The organism is Flavobacterium pedocola (genome assembly GCF_053764385.1).
In genome coordinates, this window is the sequence record NZ_JBSNCR010000006.1 from 49,469 (window position 1) to 71,600 (window position 22,132).

Genomic DNA, 22,132 nt, shown 5'->3' on the forward strand with positions numbered 1-22,132 from the left:
AGGGTTTTTCCCGGTTGTTTATTTAGCTGGTGATAATTCCATTTCAAAAATTAAATCGGTATTAGGAGGGATTGCCCCCTGAGCACCTCTTTCTCCATAGGCCAGATACGAAGGGATAAATAACATGACTTTGTCTCCAATAGCCATTTTTTCCATTCCTTCAATAAAACCGGGGATAAGGCCCTGCTTGTTTCCGTAAGTAAACGGGAACGGTGCATATCCGCCTTGACGGTCTCTGTTGATGTCGTATTTTCCATAGGCTTTTGCCACCTCTGCATAATTGGTGTCAAATAATAATCCGTTTGTAAAATAACCCGCATAACTGAACATAACTTCAGTACCGGGATTTGGTTTTGCATTACCGGACTTTTTGATGTATGCAAATTTCAGACCAGATTCCGTTTTGATGGCTTTTTTTCTGTAGCTTTCAAATTCTGCTGTTTTCACCGTCTGGATTTCGGCATATTGATCGGCCATTTTTTTCAGTTCAACAGCTTCTTTGTCGTAATAGTCTTTGAAAACTTTAGGAGCATCGAATTTGTTGGCATCTTTTCCTTTTCGGATGATGGTAACGGAAATGATTTCATCATTGCTTTCAATGGTATTTACTACATCCATACCTTCCACGACTTTCCCGAAAACCGTATGCATACCATCCAGATGCGGAGTGGCATTGTGGGTAATGAAAAACTGGCTTCCGTTGGTGTTCGGTCCAGCATTGGCCATCGAAAGTACGCCTTCCGAATCATGCTTTAGGGTAGGATTGAATTCGTCTTTGAATTTATAACCCGGGTTGCCGTTTCCGGTTCCTTCCGGATCACCGCCCTGAACCATAAAATGGTTGATTACCCTGTGGAAAATCAGGCCGTCATAAAAATGTTTTCCTTTGTATTTTGGGTTAACAAACGGGTTTTTACCTTCGGCCAAAGAAATGAAGTTGGCTACGGTAACCGGGGTTTTCTGAAATTCCAGCGACACTAAAATGTTTCCTTTTACGGTTTCAATGTCTGCATATATCCCGTCTGGGCGTTTATCGTGTTCCTTTTCACAGGACGTAAAACTAAAAGCGGCAAGTAAAATAAAAACTGAAACTAGTTTTTTCATGGTTTGGAGTTGAATTATTCAGTTGGTTTTGGTTTAACAGTAGTGTCTTTTTTGAAATCATTAAGCGTTACAGTACAGATAATCGGTTGGTTGGTGCCGATTTTGTCGTTATCACCGTGATAGCCGTAAGCCATGTGGGATGGGAATAAAAAGGTTACTTTTTCGCCTTTCTTCATCAGTTTGATACCATCGCGAAGCCCCATCATGATGTTTTGTTTGTCTACCGCGTACACCTGTGGTTTCAGTTCTTCAGCCGTGTAGATGGTTTCGCCTTTCAGATTGGTAATCGAATAATCAAAATAAGCGATATCGCCTTTAACCGGAGTCGTGGTTTCGTTCTCGCTTTTCATGTCGTAACGGTACCAGTAGCCTCTCGGGGATGCAATGTAGCTTTTTGCCGTATCTTTTTTGATGATGTTGGCAATTAAAGTTTCCTCGTTGCTGATCAGTTTTTTATTTCTTTCGATGGATTCCTTCATAAAAGTTCCCGAGGTGTGCGAAACAGGTTTTCTGGCTTCCTGCTTTGAGGTGCAACAGGCTAGTATAAGTCCTGAGAGCATTACACCGTATATGTGTATTTTCTTCATAATCAGTTGTTCTTTTCTTTGGCTAAAATAGCAATAAATTGATTGATGGTTTCTTCCATGGTACCGAAAGCTTTTCCACCGGCTGCATTAATGTGTCCGCCGCCGTTAAAATGATTTCGGGCAAACTGGTTCACGTCAAAAGCACCTTGCGAGCGAAAGGATATTTTGATGATGTTTTCCTCTTTGTTTTCAATGAAGATGGCTGTAAAATCGAATCCTTTCAGCGACAAACCGTAATTTACGATGCCTTCCGTATCACCTTTTACATAATGGAACATGTCAAGCTCTTCCTGACTTAAGGTGATGTACGATGTTTTGTATTCCGGCAACAGTTTCATGTTCTGTAACGCACGTCCCAGTAATTGCAAACGATTGTATGAACTTGTATCGAAAAGTAAATTGTGGATTTTAGGATTGTCAACGCCTTTGTCCAGTAAATCTGCTACGACTCTGTGCGTGGTGCTGGTAGTCAACGGGAATCGGAACGAACCTGAATCGGTTACAATTCCGGTATAGATACAAGTCGCCACTGTTTTGTTGATAAGGTTTTCACCGCCAAGCTGATGGATGAAATGATACACCATTTCGCAGGTAGAACCCATTTGAGTATCCGAATACGTGAATTGCGCATACGAATCCGGCAACTGATGGTGGTCGATCATCACAAAAGTGGTCGAAACCGCTTCCAAAGCTTTCTGCATTTGTTCGCCTGCACGATGCAAAGCGTTAAAGTCTAAAGTGAATATAATTTCAGATTGTTTAAGTCTTTCGGTACAGTTTTGTATGTCTTTTTCAAAAATCTTTACCTTGTCTGAATCGGGCAACCATGCTAAGAAATCAGGAAATTCATTAGGGGATACCACCACCGCATCATGGTTTTGCTGTAGTAAAAAGTGATAAAGTCCTAAAGTGGAACCCATTGCATCGCCATCGGGGTTGCGGTGCGGAACTATCGTTATTTTTTTTGGCGTCGCTAAAAGTTGCTTCAGCCCTTCAATATCATTAACTGTCATCATGTTGCGAAAATACGTTTTTTGAATAAAAATTCCGTTAAATAAATCTTTCAATTTTTATATAGCAGAAATTTAATGAGCACGTTGAAATTAGTTTTGTGATTTTTATTCTTTTAAATTTTTTTTGATCACAGTTTTGTGAACTTTTTTTCTTGATTCGAAAATTGATCACAGTTTTGTGATCGGATTTTTTTTAGAATAAATTTGATCACAAGGTTTAAATTGGAACTGTTTTTCACACAAAAACAGACATAAATAAATCTTTCAAAATTTCAATTTTTTAATTTTAAAGAAATGTCTATTTTTGCACATGCAACACAACGTACTTATTTTAGATTTTGGTTCGCAATACACCCAGCTGATTGCGCGCCGTGTTCGCGAATTAAACATATTCTGCGAAATTTTCCCATACAACAACGTTCCTTCCGATTTGTCGAGTTATAAAGCGGTTATCCTTTCAGGAAGCCCTTTTTCGGTTCGAGGTGAAGATGCCCCGCATCCGGATTTATCACAAATTCGCGGAAAAATGCCTTTGCTTGCGGTTTGTTATGGTGCGCAATATTTGGCACATTTTAGTGGAGGTGAAGTAGCGCCATCAAACATCCGTGAATACGGAAGAGCAAATTTGTCTTTCATTAAAGAAGATGAATTGTTTTTCGACGATGTAAACATCAACAGTCAGGTTTGGATGAGCCATAGTGATACCATCAAGCAGTTGCCAACCGGAGGAGTTCGTTTAGCGTCGACAAAAGATGTTGAAAACGCTGCGTATCGTATTGAAGGAGAAACTACGTATGCAATCCAATACCACCCGGAAGTTTATCATTCAGAAGACGGAAAGCAAATGTTAGAGAACTTTTTGGTGAAAATCGCAGAAGTACCTCAAAATTTCACACCAAAATCTTTCGTTGATGAAATTGTAGCGGAAATGAAAGAGAAAATCCAGGATGATAAAGTGGTTTTAGGACTTTCTGGTGGGGTAGATTCAACAGTAGCTGCAGTTTTATTGAATAAAGCTATCGGTAAAAACTTATATTGTATTTTCGTAAATAACGGTTTACTTCGTAAAAACGAATTCGAAAGCGTTCTGAACCAATACAAAGGAATGGGGCTTAACGTAAAAGGCGTAGATGCTTCGGAACGATTTTTGTCTGAATTGGCAGGAGTGGACGATCCGGAAACCAAAAGAAAGATCATTGGTCGTGTGTTCATTGAAGTTTTTGATGACGAATCACATTTATTGGAAGACGTGAAATTCCTGGCACAGGGAACCATTTATCCGGACGTAATCGAATCGATTTCGGTAAAAGGGCCTTCTGCAACCATTAAATCGCACCACAATGTTGGAGGATTGCCTGATTTTATGAAACTGAAAGTTGTAGAACCGCTTCGTATGTTGTTTAAAGATGAAGTGCGAAGAGTAGGTAAAACATTAGGAATTGATGATGAGTTGCTTGGACGTCACCCGTTCCCGGGACCAGGTTTGTCGATCCGTATTTTAGGTGATATCACGCCGGAGAAAGTAAGAATCCTTCAGGAAGTAGATTATATTTTTATCAACGGATTGAAAGAGCACGGTTTATACGATAAAGTATGGCAGGCAGGAGCAATTTTGTTGCCGGTGAACAGTGTGGGAGTAATGGGCGATGAGCGTACTTACGAAAAAGTAGTGGCACTTAGAGCGGTTGAATCCACAGATGGTATGACGGCGGATTGGGTACATTTGCCTTACGATTTCTTAATGAAAATCTCGAATGAAATCATCAATAAGGTAAAAGGGGTGAACCGAGTGGTTTACGATATCAGTTCGAAACCGCCTGCTACAATTGAATGGGAATAAATTTTTACAAGAAAATAATGAATAAGTCGTTGCAATGGTTAAATTTGTAACGACTTGTTTGCTTAAAAAATACTATATGAAGCATTTTTTTATTGGATTATGTACGACAGTATTAGTCTCGACAACAGCGTTTGCACAGACTAAGAATTATAAAGAACATAAAGTAGCTAAAGGAGAAACTGCCTATTCCATCGCGAAAAAATACGGCGTTTCACCTGAAGATATTTATCGTTTGAACCCTGAGGCTAAAAACGGTGTCAATGAAAATGCAATCATATTAGTGCCTTCCGGTACGGGACAATCTGTTAAAAATAATGTTGTTGCAACCGTGAAGGAAACACCGAAACCCACCGGGAAAGAGGTGAAGGTGTACCACGTAGTGGAAGCCAAAGAAACTGTATACAGTATCGCTAAAAAATATGAGGTAACCGTAGAATCCATCAACAAAAACAATCCGGACATTGAAAAAGATGGCTTGAAAATCGGGAACACGGTTATTGTTTTTACTTCCAAAAAAGTAGACAAGCCAACTGCTGCAACAGTTAAGAATACCGTAGCGGCTTCGGCAAAATACCATTTGGTGGAACCGAAAGAAACTAAATTCGGAATTGCCAAAAAATACGGGATGTCTGTAGAAGAACTGGAGGCTTTAAACCCGGAAATCAAAGAAAATCTTGAAATCGGACAAAATCTGCGTCTGAATAAAAATACTCCGGTTGCGGCTAAAACTCCGGTGACTCCTGTAAAATCAGCCGTTCAGTTTATGGATTATCAGGTGCAGCCGAAAGAAACCTTGTACAGCTTAACAAAATCATCCGGTTTAACACAAGAACAATTGCTTGCGGCAAACCCGGAATTGGCAAACGGTGTGAAAATCGGGATGACCATAAAAATGCCGTCCACCTCTAAATTCAACCAGATCAATCCGAACAAGGAGCAGGTTGATATTGTAAAATCGTTGAACAAGCAGGAAGGTAAAGAATTGGTGCTGATGCTTCCGTTCCACATGGATAAAATCGAAGCAGATTCCACCAACACAGTTCAGGAGCGTCTGAAAAAAGACAAGTTCCTTAACATGACCCTTGATTTTTACGCAGGAGCATTAATTGCAATCGACTCGGCTAAAACCATGGGATTACCTTTAACGGTTAAGATTTTGGATTCAGAAGAATCGAAAAACTCTTCAGCGGTAGCCTCGTTGATTTCTAAAAATGACTTTTCAAAAACCGATGCGGTAATCGGGCCTTTCTTCCAGAACCATGTGGAAACGGCCGCCGCTTTATTGGAAAAATATAATACACCGGTAATTTCGCCTTTGTCCAACGAAAGAGGAAGACCGTATTCCAATTTGTTTCAGGCAATGCCGAATTCTTTGGATGTAAAGAAAAAAATGTTTGATTTCATGATGTCCAAGGACGGTAACATCATTGCAATCATCGATCCGAAAAAAGGAAGTGCAAAACAATTTATCACCGAGAATTATCCGGGTGTGAAAATTGCGGAGATAAGTGCCGACAAAGGTGTTCCTACTTTGGAAAACGTAAAAAGCCTGATGGATAAATCGAAGCTGAATTATGTAATTCTGGAATCCGAAAAAACCGGAATGGTGTTGAGTACCTGTAACATCCTGGTTACGGCTTCATCGGAATATCAAGTACAATTGGTGACCTTGGAGAAGAACGAAACGCTTGATTTCGAGGAAATTCCATTGAGTAAATTAACACGTCTGAAATTGTTGTATCCGTCTGTTTCAAGAGACAACGAAGCACCGGAAGCCGATATTTTCGCTAAAGTATTTAAGAAGAAAAACAATATTTTCCCGAACCGTTTCGCCACCCGCGGATTCGATGTAACGTTTGATGTTATCTTGAGATTGTTCCAGGACGGTGGTTACAAAGAATCGGTGAACGAAAAAGCTTCCGAGCAGATCGAGAGCAAATTCAACTATGCGAATATCGACGGTGGGTACTACAATAAAGGTGTTTATCTGTTGTATTACGACGAAGACTTAACGTTAAAAGAAGCAAAATAATGGCAACTTCAAAAATAACTTATGTAGGGGATTTAAGAACGGTATGTATCCATCTGCAATCGGGAACAGAAATTCTAACGGATGCACCAACAGATAATCATGGGAAAGGGGAAGCTTTTTCGCCAACGGATTTGGTGGCAACTGCTTTAGGAAGTTGTATGGTTTCCATTATGGCAATAAAATCAAAGGATTTAGATGTTGATTTGAAAGATTCTACTGTTTCCATTACCAAAATAATGCAGGCAGAACCACGAAAAATTGCCAAAATAGAAGTGGTTTTGGACATGGCAATTGCAACATCAGATAAAAATAAGGCTATTTTAGAAAGAAGTGCCATGACCTGTCCGGTACTTTTAAGCTTGCATCCGGATATAGAGAAGGCTGTAGTTTTTAATTGGAAATAATTTTCAGTCTCAGTCTTCGGTCTCAGTTTTATTTTCTAAAACAGAATTCAATTATTATTTTAAGCTATGGAATTTTTAATTTATAAGAAATTCGATAAGAAAGAAGATGCCCTTTATTTCAGCGACATTTTAAAAGACAACGGTATCGAAGTGATGCTTGAAGATACCGGTAGTTCTCTGGATTCAAGTTTTGGGAACAGTGCTTTTGCGATTGAATATATATTGAAGATTCAGAAGGATTTTTTTAATAAGGCTGATCAATTGTTTAATGAGGTTTCAAAATCTGAAATAGAAGCTATTGATGAGGATTATTATTTGTTTCAATATTCTAATGATGAATTGAGAGATGTCATTGTCAAAAAAGATGAATGGGGTGATTTTAATTATAATCTCGCCTTGAAGATATTAAACGACAGGGGTGTTGAAGTTTCAGCCGGTCAGATAGAGGATGCACGAAAAGAACGATTAACGGAACTTTCCAAACCTGAAAAGGACCAGGGGATCTGGGTAGTGATTGGTTACTTTTTTGCGTTGCTTGGAGGTTTGCTGGGAATTTTTATCGGATGGCATCTTTTAACATTCAAGAAAACACTGCCTAACGGAGAAAAAGTTCATAACTATTCCGCTAAGGACAGAAATCACGGGAAAAGGATTTTTATACTGGGAATTGTGTCTGCGGTTTTGATGGTAGTGCTTAAATTATTAATATATTCCTGAATTCCTGAATCGTTTGAATAGTAAAGATTGAAACAAGAAGCAAGAAGCAAGAAGCAAGAGACAGAGTAAAGTACTAAAGATATTTTTTAAACTTCTTTTTTCTTGTCTCTTGCCTCTATTCTCTAAATATATATGGATAGTCAACAACAGCTTTTAATAAAACTCGCACATACCAAAATGCCCTTCGGAAAATACGAGGGGTATTTTCTTATTGACCTGCCTGAATATTATGTTGTTTGGTACCACAATAAAGGGTTTCCAAAAGGGCAATTAGGGGAGCAGTTGCAACTGGTTTACGAGCTAAAACTCAACGGGCTGGAAGAACTCGTGCGAAACATCCGTAAAAACTTTCCGAAGCCTTAATTCTTTAACGAATAATTGTCAATTCAGGATTTCTAAGTTTCAATTTATAATCGTACTTTTGCCAGGTTTTTTAAACAACGACACAACGAATAAACACAACACAATGAATCAGACGAAGTATATTTTTGTTACCGGAGGTGTGACCTCTTCTTTAGGAAAAGGGATTATCGCAGCTTCTTTAGCAAAATTATTGCAGGCAAGGGGGTACAGAACAACAATCCAGAAATTCGATCCATACATCAACGTAGATCCGGGAACGCTAAACCCGTACGAACACGGAGAATGTTATGTTACCGATGACGGTGCAGAAACCGATTTGGATTTAGGGCATTACGAGCGATTCTTGAATGTGCCGACATCTCAGGCGAATAACGTAACCACGGGAAGAGTTTATCTTTCGGTTATCGAGAAAGAACGCCGCGGGGAATTTTTAGGAAAAACAGTTCAGGTTGTGCCACATATCACCAACGAGATCAAGGAACGCATGCAGTTACTTGGGAAATCGGGTGATTATGATATTGTGATTACCGAAATCGGAGGAACTGTGGGTGATATCGAGTCGTTGCCTTACATTGAATCCGTACGTCAGTTGTTGTGGGAATTGGGAGATAATAACGGTATCGTAATCCATTTAACGCTTGTACCGTATTTGGCTGCTGCGGGAGAATTGAAAACGAAACCGACACAGCATTCCGTAAAAACCTTGATGGAAAGCGGAATCAAAGCCGATATTTTGGTTTGCAGAACCGAGCATGAAATATCACAGGATTTGCGTCAGAAACTGGCCTTGTTCTGTAATGTGAAGAAAGAAGCGGTAATCCAGTCGATTGATGCTTCCACGATTTACGATGTTCCAAATTTAATGTTGGAAGAAGGATTGGATCGTGTAGCGTTGAAGCGTTTGGATTTACCTGAAAAAAATACACCGGATTTAGCTAACTGGAACGAGTTTCTACACAAACTGAAAAACCCGAAACACGAAGTAAGTATCGGATTGGTAGGGAAGTATGTGGAATTACAGGATTCGTATAAATCCATTTTGGAAGCGTTCATCCACGCGGGAGCTGCCAATGAGACAAAAGTGAACGTAATCAGTATCCATTCTGAGTATCTGGATGCCAAAACGGCAGAGAATCAGTTAAAAGGACTGGATGGCATATTAGTTGCACCGGGATTTGGCGGTCGCGGGATTGAAGGAAAAATTGAAACCGTTCGTTATGCAAGAGAAAACAACATTCCGTTCTTCGGAATCTGTTTGGGAATGCAGATGGCAGTAATTGAATACTCCAGAAATGTTTTAGGATTTGCCGATGCGAATTCCACCGAGATGAACGAAAGTACAGCGCATCCGGTAATCAGCATTATGGAAGAGCAGAAAAATATCACCGATAAAGGAGGTACCATGCGTTTAGGAGCCTGGAAATGTCAGTTGAAAGAAAACACCCTGGCACACTCTATTTACGGTAAAACCGATATTTTAGAGCGTCACCGTCACCGTTACGAATTTAACGGCGATTATTTGGAAGCGCTTGAAAATGCAGGATTAAAAGCTACGGGAATCAATCCGGATACCGGTTTGGTGGAAGTGGTGGAATTGGAAAACCATCCGTTCTTTATCGGGGTGCAATACCATCCGGAGTATAAGAGTACGGTAGCCAATCCGCATCCGTTGTTTGTTAACTTTGTGGCAGCCGCGGTAAAAAATAAAGTTTGTTGTTAATTGTAACAACTTGAAATTGTAAATACTAATTGACATAATTCTTATTTACAAAACACGAATAAAAGAAGCTTACTGCTTAAAGCCTAATGCTTAAAGCAAAACACAAATGGAAGAAAAAAAATTTGACGGTAAAACCATTTTAGGTTTTGTATTGATCACGGGATTAATGCTTTGGATGATGTACAACAACATTTCCGATGAAAAAAAATCCATGGCGGATGATGCTAAAAAAGCGAAAACCGAGAAAGTAGAACAAGCCAAAGCACAAGAAGTACAAACGGCAGTAGCCGCAGCTGCAGATTCTACTAAAGCGAAAGCTTTACAAAGTGTTTTAGGAGCCTTTGCTTATTCGGCTTCTTTACCTTCTGCTAAAGAAAATGTTACCGAAATCAAGAATGAATTGCTAACGTTGAAAATCTCCAATAAAGGGGGTTATATCACAGAAGCTGTCGTAAATAATTTTGAAAGTCTTCACAAAGGTTCAAAAAAACCTATTGAGTTGATCAAAAACAATAATGCTAACCTGAACCTACAGTTTCAAACGCGCGATAACCGTGTGTTGAACACTAAGGATTTGTATTTTGAACCGACGCTTACCAAAGAAGGTCAGAACCAGGTTTTGAGCATGCGTCTTAAAGCGGGTGAAAATCAGTTTTTGGAATACCGTTATGTGTTGAAACCAAACGAATACATGATGGACTTTTCCATCCGTACACAAGGTTTAACAAGCGTTTTGAATACTACAAAACCAATCGATTTGGATTGGAACCTTAAAGCTTACCGTAACGAGAAAAGTGTTTCTTACGAAAACCGTTACACCGATTTGCGTTACGAATATGAAGACGGAAAAGACAACAGCTTAAGTGTTACCAGTAAATTAGATGAGGAAACCGTTGAAGGTTTAACGTATGTGGCTTTCAAACAGGATTTCTTTACCGCTATTTTATTAACGGATACGCCAATTAAAAAAGCACAGTTAAAATCAGAAAACCTGGTGAGCAATGAAGAAGTTGATACGGTGTTCACCAAAAACTTCTCGGCAAAATTACCGTTGGAATTCAAAGGCGGCGAGTTGAGCTATAACATGAACTGGTATTACGGGCCGGCAGATTATAAAATCTTAAACAATTACAACAAGAACCTTGACGAAGTAATGCCTTTGGGCTGGGGGATTTTCGGTTGGATCAACCGTTATGTGTTTATCCCGGCGTACGGTTTCTTAAGCGGTTTCATTCCTCACGGGCTTGCGATTATTATTTTTACCATGTTGGTACGTTTGGTGATGTCTCCGGTTACTTATAAATCGTATTTGTCTCAGGCAAAAATGAAAGTATTGCGTCCGGAAATTGCGGAAATCAATAACAAATTTGCCAAAGATCCGATGAAGAAGCAGCAGGAAACCATGAAGCTGTATTCGAAAGCAGGAGTAAACCCTATGGCAGGATGTTTGCCGGCTTTTGCACAGATTCCTATTTTTTATGCCTTGTTCCAGTTCTTCCCGTCGATGTTCGATTTACGTCAGAAGAGTTTCTTATGGGCAGACGATTTGTCTTCGTACGACTCGATTTTCAAATTACCGTTTACCATTCCGTTTTACGGTGACCACGTGAGTTTGTTCCCGATTTTGGCGTCAATTGCCATCTTCTTCTACATGAAAATGACAACAGGTGATCAGGCGATGAGTACACCACCGCAGGAAGGGATGCCGGATATGGGTAAAATCATGAAAATTATGATTTACGTATCTCCGATTATGATGTTGTTCTTCTTTAACAATTACGCATCAGGATTGAGTTTGTACTATTTCGTTTCTAATACCATTACAATCGGTATCATGTTGGTAATCAAGAATTACATCATCAACGAGAAGAAAATCCATGCTCAGATTCAGGAGAATAAAACAAAAGACAAGCCGCAGGGCAAGTTCCAGAGAAAAATGCAGGAAATGATGGAACAGGCCGAAGCACAGAAAAAGGCTAACCAGAAAAAATAATCACTAAAAAATAGAAGAGCCCTGCATTTGAATGAAAAATTTGAAGCAGGGTTTTTTGTTGGAAAACGTTATGAAAATTGCAATTGTAGGTTACGGAAACATGGGTAAAACGTACGCAGGTAGTTTTATCAATTCAAGGTTTATCAAGTCGGAAGATATTTTTGTGTTCAGCAGAAGCATACCGGCTGAGAAAGAAGCCTTTGGTATCCCCGAAAGCAATTTTTTTACGGCGGTCAATGCCAGGATTTCTGAAGTCGATATCGTGATACTGTCAGTCAAACCACAGGATTTCGGAGTTGTAGCCTCAAGTCTGAAAGAATATGTTACGGATAAGCAAATACTGTTGTCGGTAATGGCCGGTGTGAAAATCGAAACCATAGAAAAATTGACATATTGCGGAAAAATTGTCCGTTCAATGCCAAATATCGCCACACAAATTGGTATGGGTATGACGGTGTTTTCGGCTTCGTCATTCATTGACAGAAAAGAATTGTTTATTGTTCAGAACTTAATCAACACTACCGGGAAATCGGTTTATGTGGAAGATGAAAAACTGATTGATGCTGCCACAGCGGTTTCCGGAAGCGGGCCGGCTTATGTGTTTTATTTCATGAATTCGATCATCGAAGCCGCACAGCAATTGGGTTTTTCCCAATCAGAAGCGGAATTGTTGGTCAACCAGACCTTTATCGGGGCAATAAATCTGCAAAACGGGAGTTCTTTGTCTAACCAGGAATGGATTACCAAGGTGGCTTCAAAAGGCGGAACCACCGAAAAAGCACTGGAGGTATTCAATGTCAATGCTACGGAAAATGTGATAGGAGCGGCTGTAATGGCGGCCAATCAGCGTGCTTTGGAACTGGGCTCATAATTTTGGAACAATAATTGAAGAATAAAAACTAATTTTGACAAACAAATTTTCACGATGAACAAACTTTTTGCCTTAGTTTTTTTAGTTATCACCGCAGTAGTTTCGGCTCAGGAAACCAATAAATTTGACGAAAACGGAAAGCGTCACGGTCTTTGGAAAGGTATATATGAAGATACCAAACGTCCGCGTTACGAAGGAACTTTCGATCACGGAAAAGAAGTAGGTGTGTTCAAATATTTCGACAATACTGCAAAGTTGGTGGTAATTGCCACTCGTGATTTTTCTGCTAACGACGGATCGCATTATACTACTTTCTTCAATCAGAAAGGGTTTAAGGTAAGTGAAGGGAAAGTTTTCGGGAAAGATACCTATGAGGGGCCTTGGAAATATTATCATCTGGATTCCCCAAAAATCATGACTGAAGAAAATTATGTAAAAGGAAAACTTCAGGGCGTTAGAAAAGTGTATTACAATACCGATAAGATTGCAGAAGAAACGACTTATGCAAACGGTAAGAAAGAAGGTGTTTATAAGAAATATGCCGAAAACGGAGTGGTTTTGGAAGATGCCATTTATAAAAACGATCAGTACGAAGGTAAAGCCACTTTCAAAACGGCTGAAGGGAAAATTGCTTCTCAGGGCTTGTTTAAAAACGGCAAAAAAGTTGGGATGTGGAAAGTGCTGGAAGACGGAAAATTAAAGAATGTAAATATGAATCTTCAGGGTAAAAAGTTCGAAAAAAGAACAAAACCGGTTGAAGATTATCAGGGAGGAAAATAATAAAATGAAACGAGTAGTTGTCGGGTTATCCGGCGGTGTAGATTCGAGTGTCGCAGCTTACCTTTTAAAAGAACAGGGATACGAAGTTATTGGCCTATTCATGAAGAACTGGCATGACGATTCGGTTACCATATCAAACGAATGCCCGTGGCTGGAAGACAGCAACGATGCACTTCTTGTGGCGGAAAAGTTAGGGATTCCATTTCAAACCGTTGATTTAAGCGAACAGTACAAAGAGCGTATTGTCGATTATATGTTCAATGAATATGAAAACGGAAGAACCCCAAATCCGGATGTGTTGTGCAACCGCGAAATCAAATTCGACGTCTTCATGAAAATTGCTTTAAGTCTTGGTGCCGATTATGTCGCCACAGGTCATTATTGCCGAAAAGGAACGATTGAAAAAGACGGAAAAGAAATCTATCAATTATTGGCAGGAGTGGACGGAAACAAAGATCAGTCGTATTTTCTTTGTCAATTATCACAGGAACAATTAGCTAAAGCCTTATTTCCGATTGGAGAGTTGACCAAACCACAAGTGCGTGAAATTGCCTCAAAAATGGAACTGGTAACTGCCGAGAAAAAGGATTCACAGGGACTTTGTTTCATAGGGAAAGTGCGTTTGCCTGAGTTTTTACAACAGCAACTTCAGCCCAAAGAAGGGTTGATTTACGAAATCACAGCCGATAACGCCTTGTATTCAAAAGAAAAGCCACAATTTTCCTCAAAAGAAGAAGAACTCGCTTTTGAAGCTAAAAACATAGCTTATTCACCGGAAATGGGTAAAATGGTTGGAAAACACCAAGGTGCTCATTACTATACTATTGGCCAGCGAAAAGGCCTGAACGTGGGCGGAACGAAAGAGCCTTTGTTCATCATTTCGACGGATGTGAAAACCAACGCAATCTACACAGGACAGGGCAATAACCATCCGGGTTTATTTAAAAAAGCCTTGTTTGTTAAGAAGTCAGAAATTCATTGGATTCGTGAGGATTTAGCCTTGCAAAACGGAGAATCTATGGAAATCATGGCGCGTATCCGTTACCGTCAGCCGTTGCAAAAAGCGAAACTGCATAAATTCGAAAACGGTTTATATGTGTCTTTTGAGGAACCGCAATCTGCGATTACCGAAGGACAATTCGTTTCGTGGCATCTTGAGGATGAATTAGTTGGTTCCGGAGTAATTTCATAAATTAGCGCTTTCTAAATCAGAAAGTCATGAAAAAAGCCTTCTTACTTATCGCGATTTTGTCAGGCTGGTTGTCTTTTTCACAAGAGGATGCCTGGGTATATTTTTCCGATAAGCCTGTTGCGCAAACCTATATCGATAATCCACTGACCATGCTGACCCAAAGGGCTTTAAATCGAAGAGCCGCTCATGGTGTTGCCGTAACCGCTCAGGACGCACCGGTGCATCAGCCGTATATCGATCAGGTGACTGCTGCGACCGGAATTACTGTAATGGCGAAATCGAAATGGTTAAATGCTCTGCACGTAAGAGGAACACAGACTGACATTCAGAATTTAGAAAACTTACCATTTGTAGATCATGTTTTTTTTGCTAACCGAAGTTTAAATCCGGGCGGGAAACAGTCATCGACTCATAAAGTTACCTATACAGACAAATATCAGGACACACAAGCGGATTTTAATTACGGCGCTTCGGCTGCTCAGGTTCAGATGTTGAATGCCCATTGGCTTCACCAGCAGAATTTCACTGGTTCGGGAAAAATCATTGCCGTAATTGATGCCGGATTTCCAGGTGTTGATACACAGGCACCGTTTCAGCGATTGCGGGATAACAACCTTATTTTGGGTGGTTACGATTTTGTAAACAGAACCAACAATCCTTATACAGGCTATCAGCATGGTACTCAAGTGCTTTCCAATATGGGCGGATTTGTAGACGGTCAACTGACAGGAACAGCCCCGGATGCACACTATTATTTGTTCCGAACAGAGGATGCCGGTTCCGAAAACCCTGTTGAGGAGAGTTATTGGGTGGAAGCCCTGGAAATGGCTGACAGTTTAGGTGTCGACGTGATAAATACTTCTTTAGGATATTTTGCGTATCAGGATCCGGATTACAGTTATACTTATGCTGATATGGACGGACAAACCGCTTTTTCCTCAAGAGGAGCCAATATCGCTTTCAGTAAAGGGATGATTTTGGTGACTTCTGCCGGAAATTCAGGCAATTCCGCTGATCCTCATATCAGTGTGCCTTCGGATGCGGCTACAACACTTACAATCGGAGCAGTAAACGATGCGGAAGTTAAAGCCGGTTTCAGTTCTATTGGGCCTTCTTTCGACGGAAGAATCAAACCGGATTTAATGGCGATGGGCGTTAGTGCTACAGTGGCAACTCAGGCAGGTGTTATTTCCAGTAACAACGGTACTTCTTTCGCTTCCCCGATATTGGCAGGCGCTGTTGCTTCTTTCTGGAGTGCTTTTCCGAACAAGACTAATGCGGAAATCGTTCAGTTGGTAAAGGCTTCTGCAGATCGTTTTGCCAATCCGGACAATAATTATGGTTATGGTATACCAGATTTCCAGCTTGCTTATAATAATGCTTTGTCAACCGCGGAATTTGACAGCAAAGGGTTTAGGGTGTATCCGAATCCGGCTCAAAATCAGATTGGTATAACGTTTTCTGAAACAATCTCAAGAGTAAAAATTTCCTTTTATAATAGTCTGGGACAAGTTGTTCTGGAAAAAACGATTGAAAACAATCAGACGGTTTCGCTTGATAATTTAAATTCTGGGGTTTATCTTTACAAAATTACTTCCGACACGCTTTCCGCTTCAGGAAAACTAATTAAGAAGTAGTATCGCATCATATGAATAAAATAACACAACTTTTCAATATACAGTACCCGATAGTTCAGGGTGGAATGATCTGGAACAGCGGGTATAAGCTGGCCAGTGCAGTGAGTAATGCCGGTGGATTAGGGCTTTTAGGAGCCGGTTCCATGTATCCGGAAGTTTTGCGCGAGCATATTCAAAAATGTAAAAAAGCAACGGACAAACCTTTCGGGGTAAACGTGCCGATGCTGTATCCGAACATTGAGGAAATCATGGACATCATTGTGGAAGAAGGCGTGAAAATCGTTTTTACTTCTGCAGGAAACCCAAAAACATGGACGGCTTTCTTAAAAGAAAGAGGTATCACAGTAGTGCATGTAGTGAGCAGTTCCAAATTTGCTTTAAAAGCGCAGGAAGCTGGAGTAGATGCTGTAGTTGCGGAAGGTTTTGAAGCCGGAGGACACAACGGAAGAGAAGAAACCACGACTTTAACCTTAATTCCGATGGTTAGGGAAAATATCAGTATTCCGTTAATTGCCGCCGGAGGAATTGCAACCGGAAGAGGAATGTTGGCAGCCATGGTTTTAGGAGCTGATGGGGTTCAGATGGGAAGCCGTTTTGCTGCATCGTTTGAAAGTTCTTCGCATGATAATTTCAAGCAGACTATTTTAGAAGTAAAAGAAGGCGATACCCATTTGACTTTAAAAGAATTGGCGCCGGTACGTTTGGTGAAAAACAAATTCTATAATGATGTACAGGACTTGTATGCCAAATGTCCAACCACCGAAGAATTGAAAACATTATTGGGAAGAGCAAGGGCCAAACGCGGGATGTTCGAAGGTGATTTAGACGAAGGCGAACTGGAAATCGGTCAGATTGCGGGATTGATCAACGACATCAAGCCGGTTCAACAGATTGTGGACGACGTTATGAAAGAATTTGAAACGGCCCGTCAACAAGTGGCATCATTATTGTAATTTTAAAGAAAAAGAAATTATGAAATCACCACTAACAAAAGTTTGCGCAAGTAAACAACAATGAAGACGAGGGGATTTCATATGACCATTAAAAAAATAATTATCTGCATATGAAGTTTATCAAAAATATCAGTTTATTGTTCCTGCTTTTTGTGGGGATTACTGCTTCGGCACAAACCTATCGTTTTGAAACTACAGGAGTGAGCATGAGCATCAAAAATGCTAAAGGGGTTTGGAGTCCGTATACCAAATTTCAGGATGTGAAAATTGTAGTTACCCTAGATACCAGTAAAGACCGAATTGTAGTGTATTCCGAAGTAATTCAGTTGTATACCATCTTAGGCTATGACGATCCGAAAACCAACGAGAACGGAAGCATTGACAGTTTTCAGTGTGTGAACAATGACGGTGAAAAATGTGTCTTGGTCATCCGAACCGATAAAGACAGTAAGCAAAAGCAGTTGTATATCAAAGAAGACAGTCGTGTTTTGGTCTATAACATGAAATATGTAAAACAATAAATTCCCGATTTTCGGGATTTTTTTATAGCGAAAAGCATGAAGAAAATTAGTAGTTTATTTATAGGACTGACTTCTCTGTTTGCAACGGCGCAACAACGTCCTAAATTAGTGGTGGGAATTGTGGTGGATCAGATGAAAATGGAATACCTGTACCGTTTTTCAGACGATTTTTCCGCTAACGGTTTTAAACGACTGATGCAAAACGGTTATACGTTCCACAATACACATTACAATTATATGCCGACTTATACCGCTCCCGGTCATGCTTCGGTGTATACAGGAACAACGCCAAGTGTTCACGGGATTGTAGGCAACGAGTGGTTCAATAAAGCTACCGGTAAAGAAATGTATTGCACTGATGATGCTTCTGTGAAAACGATAGGGGATGGCACCAAAAGCGAAGGTGAAATGTCTCCTAAAAACCTTCAAACGACTACCATTACCGATGAATTAAAACTGTCTACCAACTTTAAAGGAAAAGTAATCGGAATCAGTTTGAAAGACCGCGGCGCTATTTTACCGGCAGGACATTTTGCGGATTGGGCTTTCTGGTACAGCCAAACAGGTTCTTTTATCTCCAGTACGTATTATGGTCAGCAATTGCCGGCTTGGGCAACGGAATTCAACAATCAGAAGCATTTTCAGAAATATATTGATAAAGGCTGGGATTTGCTAAGACCGAAGGAAACCTACAATGAAAGTTTAACGGACAACAATCCGTATGAAGGGAAATTGTACAAACGAACACCTTTCTTTCCTTACAGTTTAAAAGATATGCTGGCTGATAATAACCCAGGGATTTTGCGTTCAACACCGTTCGGAAACAACCTGATTATCGATTTTGCCAGAAAGGCCATAGAAGCGGAAGCATTAGGAAAAGACAATATCACTGATTTTCTTGCCGTGAGTTTCTCGTCTACAGATTATGTTGGTCATACTTTAGGGCCACGTTCTATTGAATTACAAGATACCTATTTGCGTCTTGATGAGAGCATTGGCGAGTTTTTGACTTATTTGGACAAGCAGGTCGGAAAAGATAATTACATAGTTTTTTTAACAGCCGATCACGCCGGTGCTGAAAATGTAACCTATCTGAAAGACAATAAATACGATGTGGATAATATTCCGGGGAAAAATATTGAAAATGCTATCAGTACTTTTTCCGAAACGATGTACGGCGCGAATCTGTTACTGAATTATTCGAATTTCAATGTGTTTCTGAACAAGGAAGTAATTAAACAGAAAGGTTTGGATTTAAATAAGGTAAAACAGGAATTCAAGACTTTTTTATTGCAGCAGAAATATGTGAAGAACGTGTATACTGAAGAGGAAATACGCAATAACGTGGCTTCCACGGATTATTACCTGAATGCTATTTCGAGAGGCTATGATGTAGTTCAAAACGGCGAGTTAGTGCTGAACTTTAAACCGGGTTATGTGGAATATTCCGGAACAGGGACCACGCACGGCAGCCCGTACAGTTATGATACGCATGTGCCGCTTATTTTCTACGGATGGGGCATCCCGAAAGGAGAATCGCATGATAAAAAAGTGATTACACAAATAGCGCCGACCTTGGCACAGAAACTGAAAATACCCTTTCCGAATGGTACTGAGGCAAATGTCCTGACCGAGATTTTTACTAAGTAGTTTTCTTTTAAAAGACGTTGTAGAACCCCCAGTAAAAGAACAATCCGATTAGCGTGATGTAACTTGTTAGGTTTAAAATCAGAATGAATTTTGTAACCGTATTGAAGGTGTTATTTTTACATGTTTTAAAAGTCAGTTTTCCTATTGGAATTACAAGCAATAGTAATAAAAAAGGGATGTACGATGTTAACGTGATAAGCCATGAGCCATAATCCTCATAAGGTGCCTTAAAGTAAAAAACATTGATGTTGGTACACAAAACAAACATGTAATAGAACAAAACAATACCTGAAGGTAAAAAGAGCAGTATGAATTTAGTATACTGTTTTTTGTTTCGGATATATGTAACTGCGAAATAGAAAGCTGAAACTAGAGAAAGAAAACCAATTCCCATCAACAAGAATCGTAATTTGTCATTGTTTTGAGGTGTCTGATAGGTTGCCAGTTTTTCAAATTCTTCGTTTTTCGGAAATAATTTCTGAATTTCGATACTGTGATTGCCTTTTGCGAGTTCCTCTTTAATGTTGAATTGTATACTCTTCTGATAATTATGATAGAAGTAAAGATTTACGATTCCGTCTTTCGGATTCCAGATGGAAGTCAATAGTGTTCCGTCCCCGATTTTTTCCCGGCAAACGCTCATGGTATCGGATAAAGCAGTACAAAATGCTAAGGAAATGTCCGTTTTGTCTTTTAAGAAAGTAACCCCGTTTTTGTAACGGTTTAGTCGCATTGCTTTTTCCGTAGTGGTTTCGGAAGGGCAAAAGTTTGCTAAAACATATTTTGGGTCATAACCGACAGTCATCAGATAAGGTTCTACCACGAGGTATTTGCCTGAAGGTTCTACATAAATAAAAACATCATCAAGGAAATAACTGTGATCATATTGACTGATGAATTTCTGAACATCATCAACGGTTTTACAGTTGTGTATTATGTTTTTAAGATAAACAGTTGGGTTTGTAATTTTTAACCTATTTTCAAAACCGGAACGGTCTTTTTTTGTAATAGAACTTGCTAATCTTGAATAGCAAAGCCCGTGTTCGTTCATACCGGATTGCGGTGCAAAACCATTTGCGCCATCAAAACGGGAACCGGTAAAAGCGGCTCCATATCGATAAGTACTGTTAGCGGTTTCAAACCAGATTCGGGGTGTGGTTCGCCAGGCATCTTCATTGCAGCCTACAATGGTTTTTCCGTTTAGGGTGATTTTGTACATGCTGCAGGAAAAAGACTTTTGTATGGAGAACAACAAAACAAGTAGAAGAAAGCCTGAAAATTTTCTGAATGTTGCCATGGTGAATTCTTTTTTGGTTAGGTTGTATGATTAAAACGATTCTGTACTTAAAATGTTACAAATGAATTTTTTACTAATCAGAAATTTGTTAAAAATCAGACTGTAATGCATAAAAAAAAGGCTGACCAGAGTTGGTCAACCTTTAGTATTTAAATCGAGAATCGTATTACAATTCCACTTCAATCTGATTTCTTAAAATATCTTCAAAGGTTTCACGTTGACGAATCAGGTGTCCTTTGCCTTCGCGCCACAATACTTCTGCCGGTTTAAAGCGGGAATTGTAGTTAGACGCCATAGTAAAACAATAAGCCCCTGCATTGCGGAAACTTAAGATATCGCCTTCCTTGATTTCGGAAATTTGACGGTTGGTGGCAAACGTATCGGTTTCACAGATATAGCCTACCACGGAGTAGAAACGTTCTTTTCCTTTGGGATGGCTCACGTTCTCAATAAAATGCTGAGAACCGTAAAACATCGGACGGATTAAATGGTTGAAACCACTGTCGATGCCCGCAAAAACCGTGGAAGTGGTCTGTTTTACCACGTTTACTTTTGCTAAGAAATAACCAGCTTCGCTTACAAGGAATTTACCCGGTTCGAAAGCCAGTGTTAATTCACGACCATATTCTTTTTCGAAAGCCAGGAAACGTTTGGTTAATTTTTTACCCAATTCTTCCACATTGGTTTCGATATCACCTTTTTTGTAAGGTACTTTGAACCCACTTCCGAAATCGATGAAGTCCAGTTCTTTGAAATGTTTGGCCGTATCAAACAAAATTTCAGCGGCATATAAAAACACTTCGATATCCAGAATGTCCGAGCCTGTATGCATGTGGATCCCGTTGATGTGCATGTTGGTGTTCTCAACGATTCGCAACAAATGCGGTAACTGATGAATAGAAATACCGAATTTACTGTCGATATGCCCCACGGAAATATTTGAATTTCCACCAGCCATTACATGCGGATTGATACGGATACAAACCGGTGTTTTAGGATGTTTGGCCCCGAATTGCTCTAAAATTGAAAGGTTGTCAATGTTGATTTGTACGCCTAAAGCGGCTACTTCTTCAATTTCATCCATCGAAACACCGTTGGGTGTGTAAATGATACTGTCCGGTGTAAAGCCGGCGTGCAGTCCCAATTGTACTTCCTGGATGGAAACTGTATCAAGTCCGGAACCCATCTTCTTCAGTAGCTTAAGAACAGATAGGTTCGACAATGCCTTGACTGCATAATTGATGCGCAGCTTCTCCACCTTGGAAAATGCATTGGTTAAACGGTTGTACTGTGATTCGATTTTTGCGGCGTCGTACACATAAAGCGGACACCCAAACTCTTCTGCTACTGAGAGTAATTGATTAGATTCCATAAATGATTAAATTTTTCGCAAAAATAGTAAAGATTGATATATGTTTTTTGATAAGTTAGTAATTAAGGTTAAAAAATGTTATGTTT

At 39.8% G+C, this 22,132-nt stretch carries 19 protein-coding genes; 14 read left to right on the forward strand and 5 right to left on the reverse strand.

The features are described 5' to 3' along the window. Window positions 1-18: 18 nt before the first annotated feature. The 3 genes from ACWPKD_RS13535 to ACWPKD_RS13545 are packed head-to-tail and all read right to left on the reverse strand — an operon-like array spanning window position 19 to window position 2,707. Window positions 19-1,104, reverse strand: a complete 1,086-nt coding sequence (locus ACWPKD_RS13535; protein WP_455413224.1) for a peptidylprolyl isomerase — start codon at window positions 1,102-1,104, stop codon at window positions 19-21. Between the two features lie 14 nt (window positions 1,105-1,118). Then, the gene (gene gldI / locus ACWPKD_RS13540; RefSeq protein WP_455413225.1) at window positions 1,119-1,691 is read right to left on the reverse strand and encodes a gliding motility-associated peptidyl-prolyl isomerase GldI; all 573 of its coding nucleotides are present in this window, start codon (window positions 1,689-1,691) and stop codon (window positions 1,119-1,121) included. A gap of 2 nt (window positions 1,692-1,693) precedes the next feature. After that, entirely contained in the window at window positions 1,694-2,707 is a 1,014-nt protein-coding gene (locus ACWPKD_RS13545) for a DHH family phosphoesterase (protein WP_455413226.1), read from the reverse strand. Window positions 2,708-3,014: 307 nt separating this feature from the next. Between ACWPKD_RS13545 and guaA the strand changes: the two genes are divergently transcribed. From guaA to pafA, 14 genes are all read left to right on the forward strand, one after another. Then, the gene (gene guaA / locus ACWPKD_RS13550) at window positions 3,015-4,544 is read left to right on the forward strand and encodes a glutamine-hydrolyzing GMP synthase (protein ID WP_455413227.1); all 1,530 of its coding nucleotides are present in this window, start codon (window positions 3,015-3,017) and stop codon (window positions 4,542-4,544) included. 76 nt (window positions 4,545-4,620) lie between these two features. Beyond that, the gene (locus ACWPKD_RS13555) at window positions 4,621-6,576 is read left to right on the forward strand and encodes a LysM peptidoglycan-binding domain-containing protein (protein WP_455413228.1); all 1,956 of its coding nucleotides are present in this window, start codon (window positions 4,621-4,623) and stop codon (window positions 6,574-6,576) included. After that, window positions 6,576-6,980, forward strand: a complete 405-nt coding sequence (locus ACWPKD_RS13560; RefSeq protein ID WP_455413229.1) for an OsmC family protein — start codon at window positions 6,576-6,578, stop codon at window positions 6,978-6,980. Before ACWPKD_RS13555 ends, ACWPKD_RS13560 begins: the two co-directional genes overlap by 1 nt. Before the next feature lie 66 nt (window positions 6,981-7,046). Then, on the forward strand, window positions 7,047-7,697 hold the full coding sequence (locus ACWPKD_RS13565) for a hypothetical protein (RefSeq protein ID WP_455413230.1): 651 nt from the start codon (window positions 7,047-7,049) through the stop codon (window positions 7,695-7,697). 132 nt (window positions 7,698-7,829) lie between these two features. Beyond that, the gene (locus ACWPKD_RS13570) at window positions 7,830-8,060 is read left to right on the forward strand and encodes a DUF3820 family protein (RefSeq protein ID WP_455413231.1); all 231 of its coding nucleotides are present in this window, start codon (window positions 7,830-7,832) and stop codon (window positions 8,058-8,060) included. 103 nt (window positions 8,061-8,163) lie between these two features. After that, complete coding sequence (locus tag ACWPKD_RS13575; RefSeq protein WP_455413232.1) at window positions 8,164-9,780, forward strand: CTP synthase; 1,617 nt, start codon at window positions 8,164-8,166, stop codon at window positions 9,778-9,780. A gap of 106 nt (window positions 9,781-9,886) precedes the next feature. After that, window positions 9,887-11,773, forward strand: a complete 1,887-nt coding sequence (gene yidC, locus ACWPKD_RS13580; RefSeq protein WP_455413233.1) for a membrane protein insertase YidC — start codon at window positions 9,887-9,889, stop codon at window positions 11,771-11,773. Between the two features lie 70 nt (window positions 11,774-11,843). Further along, complete coding sequence (proC, locus tag ACWPKD_RS13585) at window positions 11,844-12,644, forward strand: pyrroline-5-carboxylate reductase (protein WP_455413234.1); 801 nt, start codon at window positions 11,844-11,846, stop codon at window positions 12,642-12,644. A gap of 54 nt (window positions 12,645-12,698) precedes the next feature. Beyond that, window positions 12,699-13,424, forward strand: a complete 726-nt coding sequence (locus ACWPKD_RS13590; protein WP_455413235.1) for a toxin-antitoxin system YwqK family antitoxin — start codon at window positions 12,699-12,701, stop codon at window positions 13,422-13,424. Between the two features lie 4 nt (window positions 13,425-13,428). Then, window positions 13,429-14,616, forward strand: coding sequence for a tRNA 2-thiouridine(34) synthase MnmA (gene mnmA / locus ACWPKD_RS13595; RefSeq protein WP_455413236.1), 1,188 nt, complete (start codon window positions 13,429-13,431; stop codon window positions 14,614-14,616). A 26-nt stretch (window positions 14,617-14,642) separates the two neighbouring features. Then, window positions 14,643-16,253, forward strand: coding sequence for a S8 family serine peptidase (locus ACWPKD_RS13600; protein ID WP_455413237.1), 1,611 nt, complete (start codon window positions 14,643-14,645; stop codon window positions 16,251-16,253). 11 nt (window positions 16,254-16,264) lie between these two features. Beyond that, on the forward strand, window positions 16,265-17,206 hold the full coding sequence (locus ACWPKD_RS13605) for an NAD(P)H-dependent flavin oxidoreductase (RefSeq protein WP_455413238.1): 942 nt from the start codon (window positions 16,265-16,267) through the stop codon (window positions 17,204-17,206). 110 nt (window positions 17,207-17,316) lie between these two features. After that, window positions 17,317-17,727, forward strand: a complete 411-nt coding sequence (locus ACWPKD_RS13610; RefSeq protein ID WP_455413239.1) for a hypothetical protein — start codon at window positions 17,317-17,319, stop codon at window positions 17,725-17,727. Window positions 17,728-17,763: 36 nt separating this feature from the next. Then, on the forward strand, window positions 17,764-19,377 hold the full coding sequence (pafA, locus tag ACWPKD_RS13615; RefSeq protein ID WP_455413240.1) for an alkaline phosphatase PafA: 1,614 nt from the start codon (window positions 17,764-17,766) through the stop codon (window positions 19,375-19,377). A gap of 7 nt (window positions 19,378-19,384) precedes the next feature. On the opposite strand, the gene ACWPKD_RS13620 is transcribed toward pafA, so the two are convergent. Beyond that, window positions 19,385-20,674, reverse strand: coding sequence for a hypothetical protein (locus ACWPKD_RS13620; protein ID WP_455413241.1), 1,290 nt, complete (start codon window positions 20,672-20,674; stop codon window positions 19,385-19,387). A gap of 166 nt (window positions 20,675-20,840) precedes the next feature. Then, window positions 20,841-22,046 carry a diaminopimelate decarboxylase gene (gene lysA, locus ACWPKD_RS13625; RefSeq protein ID WP_455413242.1) on the reverse strand — a complete coding sequence of 402 codons (1,206 nt, stop codon included), beginning with the start codon at window positions 22,044-22,046 and terminating at the stop codon, window positions 20,841-20,843. Between the last annotated feature and the right edge of the window lie 86 nt (window positions 22,047-22,132).

Bases quoted from the DNA above. Each gene is read 5' to 3' on its own strand.
- ACWPKD_RS13555 (WP_455413228.1), top strand. From the start codon at position 4,621: ATGAAGCATTTTTTTATTGGATTATGTACGACAGTATTAGTCTCGACA.
- ACWPKD_RS13610 (WP_455413239.1), top strand. From the start codon at position 17,317: ATGAAGTTTATCAAAAATATCAGTTTATTGTTCCTGCTTTTTGTGGGG.
- yidC (WP_455413233.1), top strand. From the start codon at position 9,887: ATGGAAGAAAAAAAATTTGACGGTAAAACCATTTTAGGTTTTGTATTG.
- ACWPKD_RS13535 (WP_455413224.1), bottom strand. From the start codon at position 1,104: ATGAAAAAACTAGTTTCAGTTTTTATTTTACTTGCCGCTTTTAGTTTT.
- ACWPKD_RS13560 (WP_455413229.1), top strand. From the start codon at position 6,576: ATGGCAACTTCAAAAATAACTTATGTAGGGGATTTAAGAACGGTATGT.
- mnmA (WP_455413236.1), top strand. From the start codon at position 13,429: ATGAAACGAGTAGTTGTCGGGTTATCCGGCGGTGTAGATTCGAGTGTC.
- ACWPKD_RS13545 (WP_455413226.1), bottom strand. From the start codon at position 2,707: ATGATGACAGTTAATGATATTGAAGGGCTGAAGCAACTTTTAGCGACG.
- ACWPKD_RS13565 (WP_455413230.1), top strand. From the start codon at position 7,047: ATGGAATTTTTAATTTATAAGAAATTCGATAAGAAAGAAGATGCCCTT.
- guaA (WP_455413227.1), top strand. From the start codon at position 3,015: ATGCAACACAACGTACTTATTTTAGATTTTGGTTCGCAATACACCCAG.
- ACWPKD_RS13570 (WP_455413231.1), top strand. From the start codon at position 7,830: ATGGATAGTCAACAACAGCTTTTAATAAAACTCGCACATACCAAAATG.
- pafA (WP_455413240.1), top strand. From the start codon at position 17,764: ATGAAGAAAATTAGTAGTTTATTTATAGGACTGACTTCTCTGTTTGCA.
- lysA (WP_455413242.1), bottom strand. From the start codon at position 22,046: ATGGAATCTAATCAATTACTCTCAGTAGCAGAAGAGTTTGGGTGTCCG.
- proC (WP_455413234.1), top strand. From the start codon at position 11,844: ATGAAAATTGCAATTGTAGGTTACGGAAACATGGGTAAAACGTACGCA.
- ACWPKD_RS13575 (WP_455413232.1), top strand. From the start codon at position 8,164: ATGAATCAGACGAAGTATATTTTTGTTACCGGAGGTGTGACCTCTTCT.
- ACWPKD_RS13600 (WP_455413237.1), top strand. From the start codon at position 14,643: ATGAAAAAAGCCTTCTTACTTATCGCGATTTTGTCAGGCTGGTTGTCT.
- ACWPKD_RS13620 (WP_455413241.1), bottom strand. From the start codon at position 20,674: ATGGCAACATTCAGAAAATTTTCAGGCTTTCTTCTACTTGTTTTGTTG.
- ACWPKD_RS13605 (WP_455413238.1), top strand. From the start codon at position 16,265: ATGAATAAAATAACACAACTTTTCAATATACAGTACCCGATAGTTCAG.
- gldI (WP_455413225.1), bottom strand. From the start codon at position 1,691: ATGAAGAAAATACACATATACGGTGTAATGCTCTCAGGACTTATACTA.
- ACWPKD_RS13590 (WP_455413235.1), top strand. From the start codon at position 12,699: ATGAACAAACTTTTTGCCTTAGTTTTTTTAGTTATCACCGCAGTAGTT.